Source organism: Streptomyces chartreusis (assembly GCF_008704715.1).
GTDB classification, from domain to species: Bacteria; Actinomycetota; Actinomycetes; order Streptomycetales; family Streptomycetaceae; genus Streptomyces; species Streptomyces chartreusis.
Genome location: NZ_CP023689.1, coordinates 3968391 through 3983704 on the forward strand (window position 1 = coordinate 3968391; position 15314 = coordinate 3983704).

Sequence of the window (15314 nt, forward strand, 5' to 3'; positions counted from 1 at the left end):
CAGTCGTTCACCAAGGGGAAGACGCTCACTTGATGCCGGACCGCAGCTTGCGACTCCTCACGCTCCCCCCGCATTCCGTGCAGGGAGGGGAGCACAGCGGCGTGCTGCTGCGGGAGCGCCCCGCCTCGCCGCCCGACGCCCCTTCGGGCGGGCAGAGCGGCGGCGGGCAGGGCAGCGGCGGCCAGGGGCAGGACGACAACCCCTTCGCCCCGCCGCCGGAGGGCACACCCGACCGCCCGTGGCAGCCGCGCCGCCCGTCGGGCGACGACGACGGCTCGCAGGGCTCCGACCAGGGCGACGGCAACTCCCCGTGGGGCAACCAGTGGAGCGACCGCCAGCCGGGCCGCTCCTCCGGCGGGTTCGGCGAGAACCCCCGGGGCGGCCAGGACGGCTCCGGCGGGAACGGCGGGCCGGGCGGCGGCATGCGCTGGGACCCGACCGACCCGACCCAGCGCCGGGCGCGTTACGCCCTGCTGTCCGGCATGTGGGCCTTCTTCTTCTCCCTGTTCAGCTGGCCGTACATGGCGCTGCTCCTGGGCGCGCTCGCCCTGTACTGGGGCATCAGCAGCCTCCGCGCCAAGCCCCGCACCCCGGACCCGGACAACCCGGCGCCACAGAACAACGGCCGGCCCCAGACGACGGCGGCGGTGAGCGGGCTGGTCACGGCGTCCCTCGCCATCGCGGTGGTCGCGGCCGGGTTCGCCGCGCAGGTCGTCTACAGCGACTACTACACCTGCCGCGACGACGCGCTGACGAATCAGGCGAAGCAGTCGTGCAATGACCATCTGCCGAAGGAACTGCGGGGCATCCTGGGCGCGGAGAGCTGACGCCGCCGGTCGGGCGGGGTGGCTCTACGGGGCGTTCGGAGGTGACTCCGGGGGCTCTTGGGGGGCTGGTTCCGAGGACTTCTCGACGGGCGGCTCCTCGGTGAGGGGCTTCTCGACGGGCGGCTTCTCGGTGAGGGGTTTCTCGGCGGACGGCTCCTTGGTGAGCGGCTTCTCGGCGGACGGCTTCTTCTTTTCGGCCGATGCCTTCTCCTGGGCCGGGGCCGTCGGTGGCTTCTGCGCGGTCGGGGCGTCGGGTTCGTCCCGCGGTTCCGGGGGCGGGGGCACCGACAGCGGTCCGCTCGGCGGGAAGTCGTCCGGCTCGAAGGTCGTGTCGTGGTCGTACGTCGCGTACGGGATGTCCTGGGTGAGGGCCTCGTACCTGGCGTCCTCGCCGTACGCCGCCACCTGAGCGCCCTTCTCGCCCGTCCGGTCGGCACCGGGCCGGTCCTTCGTCGGCGCTGGCGCCTTGAACGGCGTCTTGCGGCCACTGGCCGGAGGCCTCGTCTCCGAGTCCGCCGACCCGTCGTCACCCGATCCGACCCTCGCCGATCCGCTCGCCCCAGCCCCAACAGATCCGCTCGCCCGGTCCCCGGCCGATCCACCCAGCCCTCCCCGGGGCGGTCCACCCACCCCGCCCGACTCCCCCGCTCCCGACAACCACCCGCCGACCAACGGCAGCCGATCCCGCAGCGAGCGCTCCTCCTCGGCCGGGCCGCCCTCCCCCGGCACTCCCACCCGAGGCCTGCCGATCCGTGCGCCCTGCGGCTCACTCACCGGCCCTGCGCCCTGCCGTCCCATCCAGCACCGCCAGCCGCGCACCAGCACCGCCACCGGAACCGCCACCAGCGCGACCCACCCCAGCGTCGCCGCCCCGGCCTGCCACCACACCGGCCCGAACCGCGCCAGCGCCCCCACGCCCAGCGGCCCGCCCGACAGCGTGGCCAGCACTGCGACCGCCAGCGCGCAGAACCCGGCCGCCAGCACGGCCGTGACGGCGGTGAGTCCGGGTGACCAGGTCGCCACCGGCGTCGGCCCGCCCCCGAAGCGGCCGGCCGAGGACTCCTCATCGGCCTGGAACCGGCCTGCCGAGGACCCCTGTCCGGTCCGCAACCGGCCTGTCGAAGACCCCTGCCCGGCCCGCGACCGGCCCTCGACCGCCCCCTGCCCGGCCCGTGCCCGGCCCGTCGCCGACCCGTGCCCCGCCCGGATCCGAAGCGTCGCGGACGTGTCCGGGTCTGCGGACCGCTCACGGAACCCGTCCCCCCACCCCGCCGCGAACCACCCCACCACCAGGCCCGCCGCGATGGGCACCACGGCCACGCCCCACCGCAGCGGCCCGGCGACGGCGGTCTCCGGTACCGCCTCCAGCAGCGGGAACGGCGGCAGCAACGGCGCCGGCGTCGAGGACAGCGGCCCCACGACATGCCCCGACCCGAGCACGAACCCCGGCCCCAGCGCGTACGCCGCCGCCCACACGGCCGCGTTCGGCACGAGCGCCGCGCACAGCAGCAGCACCGCGAACCGCCCCGACAAGCCCTGCGTCAGCTCCAGGAAGGACCCGCGCACCGCACCGCCGTGCCACACCAGTGCCCCGCCCACCAGCAGCGCCCCGCCGGCGGCCAGCGCCGCGACCCCCGCCCCGGCCGCCCGGGCCGCCGTACCGACGCGGGCCCGTCCCTCCGCTCCCGGCACCAGCCTCCGTACGCGTTCCGGGAGCACGAGCAGCAGGCCGTCCACGACCTCGGGCCGCCGTTCGCACGCCGTCCACACGCCGACACCCGCCGCCGCCATCGTGACCAGGGGCACCCGCAGCACCGTCCACAGCCAGGACGGTTGCAGCTCGCCCCCGGCCGAGTACACGGCGGCCGCCAGGCCGACCCCGAGGTACCCGAGGACGACGCCCGCCCACGCCGTACGGATCGACACCAGCGGCACCCCCTCGCCCCCGTCGGCAGCCGCGTCCCGTGCCGCCCGGTGCACCAGCCACACCGGCAGCGCGAGCAGCAGCAGCGGGGTGACACCGACCGGCGCGGGGACGCCGGAGAGCGTGTCGGTGCGGACCAGTTCGGCGCCGTGCGCCAGCAGCCACAGCACGGAGGCGATCCGCAGCGCGCCGCCCGGTCCGCTGTCCGGGTACGGCGAGCTGATCCACAGCGCGATCACCATCACGGCGAACACACCGAGCCCCAGCCCAGCCGCCACCGCACCGCTGAAGAGGCTGGCGCCCAGGCCGGGCGAATGGCGGCGCATGCGCGTCAGCAGGGGCGTTCGACGAGCGGTCATCTCGATCACGCTCGCCATGCTCCCAACGACACGCGCTTTCCCGTCGTAACAGGCGAACCTCCGATGTGTCGCTCAATATATGTTTATGTACTTTTTCGTACGAAAGGGCGCCCGGTGACGCAGACCTCCGCAGTCCCGCTCCCTCCGCCCGAGGAACGCCGACGCCTGCGTGAGGCCGGTGCATTGACGCAGGCTCAGGTCGCGGAACGGGTGGGCGTGAGCCGCGAGACGGTACGCGCGTGGGAGAGCGGCCGCACGGCACCGCGGGGCCGAAGGAGGGACGCGTACGCACAACTGCTGTGGTCCATCGCCGACAAGACGGGGGGTCAGGAGCCCGAGGAAGTACATGACATGACGGCACTTCAGTACCTGGCCGAGAGCACGGCGACGGCCCCCGGACCCCCGCCCGAGCGGCCCGCCGAGAGCCGGCTCACTCCCGCCCAGGCCTTCGACGCCCTCTACGCCTTCTGCGCCCCCGCCCTCGTACGGCAGACCTTCCTGCTGACCGGGCGCCGCGAGCTCGCCCGTGAGTCGGTCGAGCGGGCCTTCCAGAACGCCTGGCAGCGCTGGCCCGAGGTGGCCCGGGACCGCGACCCGGCGGGCTGGGTGCGGGCGGCGGCGTACGAGTTCGCGCTCTCCCCCTGGCACCGGTTCCGCCCCCGCTACCGGCACCCCGAACCGCCGCCCTCCGACGCGTTCGACCGCGCCCTGCTGGACGTGCTCCTCCAACTGCCGCCGCCCCAGCGCCGCACGCTCGTCCTCTACGACGGTGTCGGCCTGGACCTGCCCGAGACGGCGGCCGAGACGGAGGCGAGCACACGGGCGGCCGCGAAGCGCCTCATGAACGCGCGCACCGCGGTCGCCGCCCGGCTGCCGGACCTGTCCGACCCCTCCGCGCTCCACCGGCGCCTTGCCGAACTGGCCTCCACGGAGCGGCTGCGCGCCGCCAAGCCGATGGTGGTGCGCGACGGCGGCGAACGCCGGGCCCGCTTCTGGACCCGGGCCGCGATCGCCTTCACCGTGGCGCTCATCGGCACCACGGCACTGACACTGCGGACGGCTCCCACGCACTACGAGCCACCGGTGCCGCCGGGCTCCACGGTGCGGGGTGTGCCGCCGAGGATGGCGCCGGGGCCGTTGTCGGAGAAGGAGCGGGAGCTGCGGGAGAAGCTGCGCAAGCAGCTGCAGTCCGGCCCGGAACGGCTCCTGCCGCAGGTCACATGACCCGCGCGACCCCGCCGTGGCCCGCGGCGGGCGGAAACGCCGGTGGGCCCGCCCCCACACGGGAAGCGGACCCACCGGCTCACGGCTCAGTGCCGTGACTGCGTTCAGCCGCCCAGGATCTCGCGGGCCAGCTTCGCCGTCTCGGTCGGGGTCTTGCCGACCTTGACGCCCGCGGCCTCCAGGGCCTCCTTCTTCGCCTGCGCCGTGCCGGAGGAACCGGACACGATGGCGCCGGCGTGACCCATGGTCTTGCCCTCGGGCGCGGTGAAGCCCGCGACGTAGCCGACGACCGGCTTCGTCACGTTGTCCTTGATGAACGCGGCCGCGCGCTCCTCGGCGTCGCCGCCGATCTCACCGATCATGACGATCAGGTCGGTGTCGGGGTCGGCCTGGAACGCGGCGAGCGCGTCGATGTGCGTGGTGCCGATGATCGGGTCGCCACCGATGCCGACGGCGGTCGAGAAGCCGATGTCACGCAGCTCGTACATCATCTGGTACGTCAGCGTGCCGGACTTCGAGACCAGGCCGATACGGCCCGGCTTCGTGATGTCGCCCGGGATGATGCCGACGTTCGACTGGCCCGGAGTGATGATGCCGGGGCAGTTCGGGCCGATGATGCGGGTCTTGTTGCCCTTCTTGCCGGCGTACGCCCAGAAGGCGGCCGTGTCGTGCACGGCGATGCCCTCGGTGATCACGACGGCCAGCGGGGTCTCGGCGTCGATGGCCTCGACGACCGCGTCCTTGGTGAACTTCTCCGGCACGAAGATGACGGAGACGTTGGCGCCGGTCTTCTCGATGGCCTCCTTGACGGTGCCGAAGACCGGTACCTCGGTGCCGTCGAAGTCCACGGTCTGACCCGCCTTGCGCGGGTTGACGCCGCCCACGACCTCGGTGCCGTCACCGAGCATGAGCTTGGTGTGCTTCATGCCCGTGGCGCCGGTCATGCCCTGGACGATGACCTTGCTGTCCTTGTTGAGCCAGATAGCCATGGTGTGTTGTGTCCTCGTCCTGAGTGCTTACTTGGCGGCGTGAGCCAGTTCGGCGGCCTTGTCGGCCGCGCCGTCCATGGTGTCGACGCGCTGGACCAGCGGGTGGTTGGCGTCGGTGAGGATCTGCCGGCCGAGCTCGGCGTTGTTGCCGTCGAGGCGGACGACGAGCGGCTTGCTGACGTTCTCGCCGCGGTCCTCGAGGAGCTTGAGGGCCTGGACGATGCCGTTGGCGACCTCGTCGCACGCGGTGATGCCGCCGAAGACGTTGACGAAGACGGACTTGACGTCCGGGTCGCCGAGGATGATCTCGAGGCCGTTCGCCATGACCTGGGCGGAGGCGCCACCGCCGATGTCCAGGAAGTTGGCGGGCTTGACGCCGCCGTGGTTCTCACCGGCGTAGGCGACGACGTCCAGGGTGCTCATGACGAGACCCGCGCCGTTTCCGATGATGCCGACCTCACCGTCGAGCTTGACGTAGTTGAGGTTCTTCTCCTTGGCCGCCGCCTCGAGCGGGTTGGCGGCGTCCTTGTCGTGGAGCTCCTCGTACTCGGGGTGGCGGAACTCGGCGTTCTCGTCGAGCGACACCTTGCCGTCGAGGGCGATGACGTCACCGGAGGCGACCTTCGCGAGCGGGTTGACCTCGACGAGGAGGGCGTCCGACTTGATGAAGGTGTCCCACAGCGTGATCAGGACGTTGACGACCTTGCCCGCGACCGCGGCCGGGAACTTCGCGGCCTCGACGATCTCGCGGGCCTTGGCCTCGTCCACGCCGTCGATGGCGTCGATCGCGATCTTGGCGACGGCCTCCGGGCGGGTGGCGGCCACCTCCTCGATCTCCATGCCGCCCTCGACCGAGGCGATGGAGAGGAAGGTGCGGTTGGCACGGTCCAGGAGGAAGGAGACGTAGTACTCCTCCAGGATCTCCGGGGCCGTCTCGGCGATCATCACCTTGTGGACCGTGTGGCCCTTGATGTCCATGCCGAGGATGTCGGTCGCCCGGGCGACGGCCTCGTCCGCGTTCGCGGCGAGCTTCACGCCGCCGGCCTTGCCGCGGCCGCCGACCTTCACCTGGGCCTTGACGACAGACTTGCCGCCGAGGCGCTCGGTGGCTGCGCGGGCCGCCTCAGGCGTGTCGATGACTTCACCGGCCAGCACCGGTACATCGTGCTTGGCGAAGAGGTCCCTCGCCTGGTACTCGAACAGGTCCACGCGCTTCCGTCCCTATCAGTGATCTCGCGGTTCGTTGGATGCGTGGGCGTGCCGCGAAGGGCAACGTGACGTCCGCTGTCACTAGGGAGGCGCACACGGTGTCCGAGCGCGCGGCATGTCCGTCTCGCAGGTTATCGCTGCTTGCGGAGGGCCCCTAAATCGAGGGTCACACCTGAGCGGTGATACCTGTCACATGATGCCGCGAACAGGGGTGATCACTGGCACGGCGTGCCGACGGTGAGGTGCCGGTGATGCGGAGGAGACATGACGGCACGGCTGTTCCGGCACCGGTATACGGGCAAGGACCTCACCGGGCTGGGGTTGACCCGGTGAGGTCCCTTGTACTGCCCGGAGGGGCACGAATGGGCCGCCCCTGAGGGCTCTGGACGGGTGATCCCCACCCCAATGGGGACCACCCGTCCGGTCCGCGAGGTCCCGGCCGGATGGGGCCGATGGCTTTCGGCCGTCCGAGGCCGGGCGCCTCGCGGAGTCGTCGGTCGCCGGGGTGGATCAAAGGGGGTGATCACGGGTGGCGATCACTGGTGGTGCGATCGCTGGTTGTGATCGCGCCCGCCCCGGCGAAATGGGGGATCGGTCAGACGCGGTAGGCGTCCGCGTCCTGGCCGAGGTCCTGCGCGTAGCCGGGCGTGACCGAGTGGGCGACGCCCTGCACGCCGGTGGCGGCGTTGCCCGCGAGCGGGCCGGCCGAGTCGCGAACCGTCCCGGTCAGGTCCCCGGCGAAGGGCGCGGCCTGCCCGGCCACCCCGTGCGCGAACGGGCCGACCTCGCCGACGACACCGCCGGCGAAGGGACGGACGTCGTCCGCGACGCCGTACGCGAAGGTCGTGGCGCTGCCGCCGACGCCGTCCACGACCGGCCTGACGGTGTCCACGACCGTGTCGACGACCGGCTGCACGGCACCGGTGACGCCGTACGCGAAGGGCGGCACCTGCTCGGCGACACCGCCGGCGAACGGCACGGCCTGCCCGGCCACGCCGTGCGCCAGGGGGCCGACCTCGCCGACGACACCGCCGGCGAAGGGACGGACGTCTTCCGCGACGCCGTACGCCAGCGTGCCCGCGTCGGCGACGGCCCGACCGGCGACCGGCACCACGCCGTGCACGGCCGCGTCGGCGACCGGCGGCAGGACCGAACCGGTGACGTCGCCGGCGACATGGCCGGCCAGGCCGGTGGCGTACGGGGGCACGTCGGTGGCGACGCCCTGCACGACCGGCTGCACGTCGGCGACGGCACCCGAGGCGACGGGACGGACGTCGGCGACGGTGCCGTGGGCGAGGTGCCGGACATCGCCGACCGCGCCGTGGGCCACGGGCGCCGTGCCCTGGACGACGCCGCCGGCGACCGGCCGCACCTCCTGGACGGCCCCGCCGACCACCGGCCGCACGCCCGCGACGGCTCCGGTGGCCACCGGCTGGACGTCGGCGACCACGCCGTACGCGAGTGCGGTCGCGGCGTCGACCGTGTGCCCGGCCGTGTGGCCGACCCCGGCGACGGCACCGTGGGCGACCGGGACCACGTCGTCGGCGGTCCGGCCGACGACCGGCGTCACACCGTTCACGGCACCGCCGACCACCGGCCGGACGCCGTCCACCGCGTGCCCGGCGACCGGGGTCACCCCGGCCACCGTGCCGGTTGCGGCGGGCACGGCACCGGCGACGGCGTGCCCGGCGGTCGGGACGACGCCCTCGACGGCGCGGCCCGCGACGGGGCCGACCCCGTGCACGGCCTCGGTGACGAGGGGCGGGACGGCCGCGTCGGCGGTCTGCGCCACGACCGGCGTGACCGCGCCGGGGACGGCCTCGACCGTGCCGACGACCCGCTGCTCCGCGCCGCCGACCGTGCCGGTGACATGGCTCGGGACCGCGGAGACGGAGGCCCGCGCGGCCGCGGTGACAGCGCCGGCCCGGCCGGTGGCGCCCGTCGCCGTGTCCGTGACCCTGCCGTCGGCGTGGGTCACGGCGGCGTGCGCGACAGCGTCGACGCCCGCTGCGGTGCGACCCGCGCCGGCGACGGCGTACTGCGCCTTCGTCCGTACGACGCCCTCGGCGCCCTGCGCCTGCGAACGCGCCGCCGCCTGCACGCCCTGCACCTTCGTCTGCGCGGCGGCGAGCGCCTGCTCCAGCTCGGGGGCGAAGGCGGCGAGGGGGCCGAAGAGGTAGTCGATGGTGCCGGGGTGCTGCGGGGTGTTGTGGGGGAGGTGGTCGCGGACGTCGGTCACGGCCGCGGCGACGTGGGCCTCGGCACGCGCGGTGACGTGCGCGGTCGCGTGCGCCGTGGCCTTGTCCGCGCGGGCCGCCTTGGCGCCCTGGATGGCCTGCGCCGCGCCCTTCGCCTTGGCCTTGGTGGCCTGGGTCGTCCTGTCGGCCGCGGACGGGACCGTGAGGTCGGCGTCCACGTAACGGCGGGCCTGGTCGGCGGTGTCCGCGGGCGTCGTCCGTGCGGTGTCGGCGACCTCGCCGGTCGCGCCCTCGGTGACGCCGGTGACGGTGTCCGTGACGCCGGAGACGACACCGTTGACCGTGTCGGTCACGCCGCCGAGGAGGCCGGGGGCGTCGGCGCTGTCGGTCGCGTCCGTCACGTCGGTGGCCTTGTCCGGTACGGACAGGGTGGAGGCCGGCAGCTCGTCTGCGCTGGCCACGGTCGAACCGAGCGCCCAGGCGCCGGTGACGCCGGCGGCTATGACGATCGAACGGCGGATGTTCTTGTTCATGCTTGCGTCGGATCCCTAGATCTCGGGGCTCCGAAGACCCCCGGAGCAACGGAGAAGTGAAGCTCCGGGACTTCGGACGGTTTGGGGACATTCCGGCGCCGATCACGGTCGCGGTCCGGGGAGTTGAGGACCGGCGGGACCGGGTACGGCTCCGGTGGCTTCCGTCCGGGGGATGTCGCCGGGGATGTCGCTGGCATCCGGGAACTGGGGCGTCCGGACGGACGGGCAGACCTGTTTCCGCCCCGCGCGGCAGGTCCACGGCGGGGAGGGTCGGCCTACGGGCCTGGAGGCTCAAGGGCCCAGGCCTGGAGGCTGAGGGGCCTAGGCGGGGGAAACCGGTATGTCCCGGTGCCTGTCCTGGATCGAGTCCGCTTCCGCGCGGGCGGCGGAGCCGGGCACCAGCCGCAACGCCACACGCCGGTCCAACGAGACCGCGTGCGCGTCCCCGTGCCTCGGCGTACCGCTGTCGCCCACCGCGTGATAGCCCGCCGCACCACCCGGGTGGTCGGCCGGCGCCTGACGCGCGGGGGCGTGGCCGGACGGCGCGACGCGGTGCGCGTGACCGGCCGCCGGAGCGGGCAACGCGGTGCTGTCCACTCCGAGGTCGGGACCGTGGACGCCGTCCGCTTCCTTGCCGGTACGTCCCTTGGGGGCGCGTCCGTCATGTGAGCCGGGGGCGTCCGACCCCGGCTCAGGCGTGCCGGTGACCGGCGCCGGCAACGTCTGTCCCGGCAGCGCGGGCACATCGGCGCCCGGCAGGTCCGGAATCCCCGGAACAGTGGGGAGTTCCCACCCCGGCCAGCTCGGCCACGTGGTCTCGGGCGCGGTCGGCAGCGAGGGCATCGACGCCAACGGCGGCAGCACGGCCTGCACCTCGGCCAAGCCCGCGGCCAGATCCTGGGTCACCGTCCGCACGATGCCGCCGACGGGCTCCACGACCTGGGTGCCGACGGTCCGTCCGACCTGCTCGGTCACCGGGGTGAGGATCGTGTCGTGGGTGACGGGCCGGGAGGTGTGGGTCTGAGCGGGCTGGTCCTGGGGCTGAGTCCGCGGAGCCTGCGGCCGAGGGCGGTGGTCCTCGGGGGCCGGGTCGGCGGGTGGTGCCGTCGACTCGTCGTGGGCGCCGGGCTTGGACTGTGCGTCAGGCGCGGTGGGCTTGGTAGCCGGCGCGGTGGGCTTGGCGGGCGGGCTCAGGAGCCGCTCGACCGTGTCCTGTAGCGACGACCGGAGTTCGTCCGAGGCCGAGGATGAGGACGGGGATGAGGACGACGCGGACGACGCTGCTGATGTCGCCGGGACCGCTGATGTCGCCGAGACCGACGAAGTGCCCACCGGCACCCCGCCCGGCCCGTCTGCCGCGTACGCCCGCTCCCCGCCGAGGAGCCCGATCGCCAGCAGGCCGCCCGCCACCAGGACCAGTTGCAGCGCACGCCGCCCGGCCGCGATGCGCAGAACGCGCACGGCGGCACCGGACAGGCTGGCTGGCCAGGTCAAGACGGGGTGGTCCCTCCATGCGGCGGAACGAAGTACACGTGACGAGCGTCGAGTCGACTGGACGCGGTACGGACGGGCGGCGCGACAGCGCACCGCCTAGCAGGCGTCGATCCTTGCACGCCCCTCCTGCCGTCGCGCAAGCCCCCCGCCAACGATGCGCACTCATGTCCGTTTTGCTGGCCGAAGTCGGTCATCACTTGGTCGACAAATCACCGGTAATTCCGCGCCATTGCGTCCTGAGTCACGGGTCCTGACCCACGGGGCCCTGGGCTTTTGTCTCCGGAGCCCTTCGTGTCCTCAGACCCCTCAGACCCCTAAGGCCCCTCAGACCGCGTCGGGCACCGGAATCGGCCGCTTCTCGATGGCCGCCGCCATCACCTCCGGGAACAGGTCGGGCGTACAGGCGAAGGCCGGTGCGCCCAACGCGGCGAGCGCGGCCGCGTGTTCCCGGTCGTACGCCGGCGCCCCTTCGTCCGACAGCGCCAGCAGCGCCACGAACTGCACTCCCGACGCCTTCATCGCGGCGACCCGCTTGAGCATCTCGTTGCGGATGCCGCCCTCGTACAGGTCGCTGATCAGCACGACCACCGTCTCCGCGGGCCGGGTGATCTGCGACTGGCAGTACGCCAGCGCCCGGTTGATGTCCGTGCCGCCGCCGAGCTGGGTGCCGAAGAGGACGTCCACGGGGTCGTCGAGCTGGTCGGTGAGATCGACGACGGAGGTGTCGAACACGACCAGCCGTGTATTGATGGACCGCATCGACGCCAGCACGGCCCCGAACACCGACGCGTACACCACGGACGCCGCCATCGACCCGGACTGGTCGATGCAGAGCACGACCTCCTTCTTCACGGACTGCGACGCCCGCCCGTACCCGATGAGCCGCTCCGGCACGATCGTCCGGTACTCCGGCAGATAGTGCTTGAGGTTGGCCGCGATGGTGCGGTTCCAGTCGATGTCGTGGTGGCGCGGCCGGCTGATCCGGGCACTGCGGTCGAGGGCGCCGGTGAGCGTGGCCCGTGTGCGGCTGGCGAGCCGCTTCTCCAGGTCCTCGACGACCTTGCGCACGACGGCACGCGCCGTCTCCTTCGTCGTCTCCGGCATGGCCCGGTTGAGCGAGAGCAGCGTGCCGACCAGGTGCACGTCCGCCTCCACCGCCTCCAGCATCTCCGGCTCCAGCAACAGCGTCGACAGCCCGAGCCGGTCGATGGCGTCCCGCTGCATGACCTGCACGACGGAGGACGGGAAGTACTTCCGGATGTCCCCGAGCCACCGCGCCACGGACGGCGCCGACGCCCCGAGCCCCGCCGAACGGTCCCTCCCCGACTGCGTCCCCTTGTCCCCCTTCCCGTAGAGCGCGGTCAACGCCCCGTCCATCGCGGCGTCCTTGCCGGAGAGCGCGCAGCCGGTGCCGTCCGCGTCGTCGCCGCCGAGCACCATCCGCCATCGCCGCAGCCGCTCCCGGGCCGGGTCCATCGCCTCGGTCGTCATCGGCACGCTCCCTTTCGAGGCCGCTCCCACAGCGGCAGCACCGGCACGGTCGTCGTCAACGGCCGGCCGCCCTGTGCCGCCGACCCGTGCGGCTGCATCCCGGCGCCCACCGTCACCGCCCGCTCCCTCGGTTCCGTCACCACGTCGCTCGTCATCCCGTCGCCCCCACAAGGTCGTTGCCCACGAAGCCGCCGTCGGCGCCCTCGCCCATCCCCATCCGGTCCAGCCCCAGCAGCAGCCGCACGACCGGCACCACGGCGTCCGCCCGACCGACGTCGAACTCGTCCGCGAACCCGGGTATCCCGGCCCCGCCGACCCCCGCGCCGCCCCGTTCCCCCGGCCCACGCCGGACCAGTTCCCCGAGGGTCCGCCGCACCCCCGGCTCGTACGCCGAGAAGGTCCGCCGCAGCAGCGGCAGCACATCGGTGAACGCCTCCGCCGACACTCCCGTCAGCCATGCGTCGACCAGCCCGAGCAGCCGCTCGTCGTGCACGAGCAGCATCCCGCCGCCCGAGCCACCCCCGACGAACCCTTCGATCCACGCGGCCGCGTCCCCCGGCGGCGTCCCCGGCGACAACGCGAGCCCCATCGCCCGAGCCGCCTCGTCCTGCCCCAACTCCCCGTCATCCAGCAGCAACCGCACCGCGCGCCCCCTGATGACCCCGGGCACGGTGTCCCGCACGACCAACACCCGCAGCACGGCATGCCAGCGCTTGCGCAGATCACCGTGCGGCGGGGAGGCCGAGCCGTCCGAACCACGGCGCTCCGCCGGCGTCCCCTCGCCCTGACCGGCGCCGGACCCGCCTCCACCCACCCCCGCGTCCCGCCCCGAGCCCACCACGTCGCCCAGCAACCCGACCGCCCCGTGCACCGCGTCGACATGGCGCCGCATCTCCTCGGCCGCGTCCGCGTCCAGCGCGGCGCAGGCCGGGGGCAGGCCGACGAAGACGCGCTCGGCGAGTCCCGCGGCGACCTCCGCGAGCGCCCCCGTGTCCGTGCCGCGCACATCGCCGTACCGCAGGGAGCGGACCAGCGCGGGCAAGGCCTGGGCGAGGTGGCCGACGTCGGTGTCGAGGGCGGCCCGGTCTGCGAGGATCCGCATCACCGTGGGCAGCGCGTCCGGCAGTTCGGCCAGGAGGCAGCGCTCGGCGAGGGCGGTGACATCGGCGAGGCCCGGCGCGGAGACGGCATCCGCCTCGGCCTTGGCAGTCGCCGCCGCGAGCACGGTCGTCCCCCACACCCCCGCCTCCGCGACCCGCACCGACAGCTCCGGCTCCCACCGCAACCGCCACGTCTCCCGGAACGTCCCCGTGCTGCCCCGCGAGGCGACCGGCTCGCCCCACTCCACCCGCAGCAGCCGCAGCCGGTGCAGCAGCCTGCTGCGCTCGGCGTCGTTCTCCTTGCGCAGGTCGAGCTCCAACTCCCGCTCCAGCGCCTCCGGCTTGAGCCGCAGCCGGCGCTGGATCCGGTCGAGGTCCCGCTGCAACGGCACCGCCGGCGCCGACCGCGGCACCTCCCCCAGCACGTCCCCCACGACCAGCCGGTCCTGCACCAGCGCCAACGGCACGTCCGAGCCCTCGCACATGACCGCCCGCACCGCGTCGGTCGTCTCGCTCAGCCCCGGCAACGGCCGCCCGCGCATCGCCGCCAGCGTCTCCGCCAGCCGCACCGCCTCGATGACGTGCGCCGAGGACACGATCCGGTCCTCTTCCCGCAGCAGCCCGGCCACCTTGGTCATCCACCGCTCGACGGGCCGGTCCGGCGCGCTGAACAGGTGCCCGTACCACCCCGGCGAGTCGATCCCCGCCCCGTAGCCGCTGACCCGGGCCAGCCGCCGGTTCGTCCACGGCACCCAGGTCATGTCGGCCTTGACCTTGGGCAGCCCCTTCAGCAGCGCCTTGTCGGCGCCGACGGAGCTCTTCTGCCGCAATGCCGGCACATGCCACGCCCCGCACACGACGGCGACGTCGTCGCCGAACTCCCGCTGCGCCGCCCGCATCTGGAGCCGCATGCAGGCCTCGCGCACGAGGTCCCGGTCATGTCCCCCGCTCCCGTAAGCCTCCCGCAACGCCCCCATGGCCTCTTCGAGCCCGAGGAACGGTGCGAACACATCCCCGTCCCCCGCTCCCCGGTGCTCGACGACGTCCTCCCACCACCGCTCGGGATCGTCGTAACCGGCGACATCGGCGAGCACGGCGAGGGGGTCCACACGGACGGCGGCACGAGGATCGGTGTCTTCAGCCTGAGAGTCGGCGGGTTCGTCGGCGTCGGTGGCCGGCTCACCCCCCTCACCCGCATCCAGCGCGGTCTCGTCCTCCTTCCCCCACGCCAGCGTGTGCGTGGCGGGCAGGTCGATGAACCGGGCCGGCACCTGGTGCTCCACGGCCCAGCGGATCGCGACCCACTCCGGGGAGAACTCGGCCAGCGGCCAGAAGGCCGAACGCCCGGGCTCGTCCACGGCATGGGCGAGGAGCGCGACCGGGGGCCGCATCGCCTCGTCGGCGGCGAGCGGGATCAGCTCGTCGGCCTCCGGCGGGCCTTCGATCAGCACCGTCAGCGGCCGCGCAGCGTCCAGCGCCGCCCGCACCGCACGCGCCGACCCGGGCCCGTGATGCCGTACCCCGAGCAGCAACGGCCCCGACGGCTTCGCCACAGAACGCGATGCCGCCAAGCCGTCCAGGCCGACCGAGCTGCCCGACTCGGTGCGCTCATCGCCCGCCCCGCCGGTGACCGCGTCCATTCCCTGACTTCCCGTGTTCTCAACGCCGTTCACATCGACCCCCGCTCCCACAGCCGTCCGCCGCCATCGCCCGCCGCCTCGCCATCGCTCACGCCTCCCCCACCGCCACCCGGCGTCCTTCCGGAACCGAGGCCGGAGCCGCTGCCAGTGCCGGAACCGGATCCAGATCCGGCACCGGCTCCCCCGGTCCGGCGGCCCCACCGACAAGGCCGCCGGACCGAACCGCCCGCCCCGTCAGCCCTTCGGCCCCCGCAAGTCGCCGTCGGCCACCGTCCCGGCCACCCGTTGCCGCACCACCGCCACGGACCCGGACCCGGACCCGCTCC

General features: G+C 73.7%; 10 protein-coding genes. 2 read left to right on the forward strand and 8 right to left on the reverse strand.

The genetic code is table 11. The annotated features are described in order from the left end of the window. The first annotated feature begins 32 nt into the window (after positions 1–32). Positions 33–827, forward strand: a complete 795-nt coding sequence (locus CP983_RS16800) for a hypothetical protein (protein WP_150500239.1) — start codon at positions 33–35, stop codon at positions 825–827. 24 nt (positions 828–851) lie between these two features. Here the strand turns inward: CP983_RS16800 and CP983_RS44725 are convergent, their stop codons facing one another. Further along, a complete protein-coding gene (locus CP983_RS44725) occupies positions 852–3128 on the reverse strand; it encodes a cell division protein PerM (protein ID WP_425282253.1) in 2277 nt (758 codons plus the stop codon). A 96-nt stretch (positions 3129–3224) separates the two neighbouring features. On the opposite strand from CP983_RS44725, the gene CP983_RS16810 reads away from it, so the two are divergent. Beyond that, positions 3225–4334 (forward strand): helix-turn-helix domain-containing protein, encoded by a 1110-nt coding sequence (locus CP983_RS16810; RefSeq protein ID WP_150500241.1) that lies wholly within the window; start codon positions 3225–3227, stop codon positions 4332–4334. Between the two features lie 104 nt (positions 4335–4438). Here CP983_RS16810 and sucD read toward each other — a convergent pair whose 3' ends face one another. The 7 genes from sucD to CP983_RS16840 form a co-directional block, all read right to left on the reverse strand. After that, positions 4439–5323 (reverse strand): succinate--CoA ligase subunit alpha, encoded by an 885-nt coding sequence (gene sucD / locus CP983_RS16815; RefSeq protein ID WP_150500243.1) that lies wholly within the window; start codon positions 5321–5323, stop codon positions 4439–4441. 27 nt (positions 5324–5350) lie between these two features. Beyond that, entirely contained in the window at positions 5351–6532 is a 1182-nt protein-coding gene (gene sucC, locus CP983_RS16820) for an ADP-forming succinate--CoA ligase subunit beta (RefSeq protein ID WP_150500245.1), read from the reverse strand. 595 nt (positions 6533–7127) lie between these two features. Further along, a complete protein-coding gene (locus CP983_RS44445; protein ID WP_189748954.1) occupies positions 7128–9263 on the reverse strand; it encodes a hypothetical protein in 2136 nt (711 codons plus the stop codon). 321 nt (positions 9264–9584) lie between these two features. Continuing rightward, positions 9585–10757: a chromosomal replication initiator protein DnaA gene (locus tag CP983_RS16830; protein ID WP_150500247.1), complete on the reverse strand. Its 1173-nt coding sequence runs from the start codon at positions 10755–10757 to the stop codon at positions 9585–9587. Between the two features lie 324 nt (positions 10758–11081). Then, positions 11082–12248, reverse strand: a complete 1167-nt coding sequence (locus CP983_RS16835; RefSeq protein ID WP_150500249.1) for a VWA domain-containing protein — start codon at positions 12246–12248, stop codon at positions 11082–11084. After that, positions 12245–12403, reverse strand: a complete 159-nt coding sequence (locus CP983_RS43995) for a hypothetical protein (RefSeq protein WP_167537716.1) — start codon at positions 12401–12403, stop codon at positions 12245–12247. The genes CP983_RS16835 and CP983_RS43995 overlap by 4 nt, the downstream gene beginning before the upstream one ends. Beyond that, positions 12400–14988: a DUF5682 family protein gene (locus tag CP983_RS16840; protein WP_229914930.1), complete on the reverse strand. Its 2589-nt coding sequence runs from the start codon at positions 14986–14988 to the stop codon at positions 12400–12402. The genes CP983_RS43995 and CP983_RS16840 overlap by 4 nt, the downstream gene beginning before the upstream one ends. Positions 14989–15314 lie beyond the last annotated feature (326 nt).

Coding starts and splice junctions, on each gene's coding strand:
- CP983_RS43995 (WP_167537716.1), bottom strand. CDS start 12,403: ATGACGAGCGACGTGGTGACGGAACCGAGGGAGCGGGCGGTGACGGTG.
- CP983_RS16800 (WP_150500239.1), top strand. CDS start 33: ATGCCGGACCGCAGCTTGCGACTCCTCACGCTCCCCCCGCATTCCGTG.
- sucD (WP_150500243.1), bottom strand. CDS start 5,323: ATGGCTATCTGGCTCAACAAGGACAGCAAGGTCATCGTCCAGGGCATG.
- CP983_RS44445 (WP_189748954.1), bottom strand. CDS start 9,263: ATGAACAAGAACATCCGCCGTTCGATCGTCATAGCCGCCGGCGTCACC.
- CP983_RS44725 (WP_425282253.1), bottom strand. CDS start 3,128: ATGGCGAGCGTGATCGAGATGACCGCTCGTCGAACGCCCCTGCTGACG.
- CP983_RS16840 (WP_229914930.1), bottom strand. CDS start 14,988: ATGGACGCGGTCACCGGCGGGGCGGGCGATGAGCGCACCGAGTCGGGC.
- CP983_RS16835 (WP_150500249.1), bottom strand. CDS start 12,248: ATGACGACCGAGGCGATGGACCCGGCCCGGGAGCGGCTGCGGCGATGG.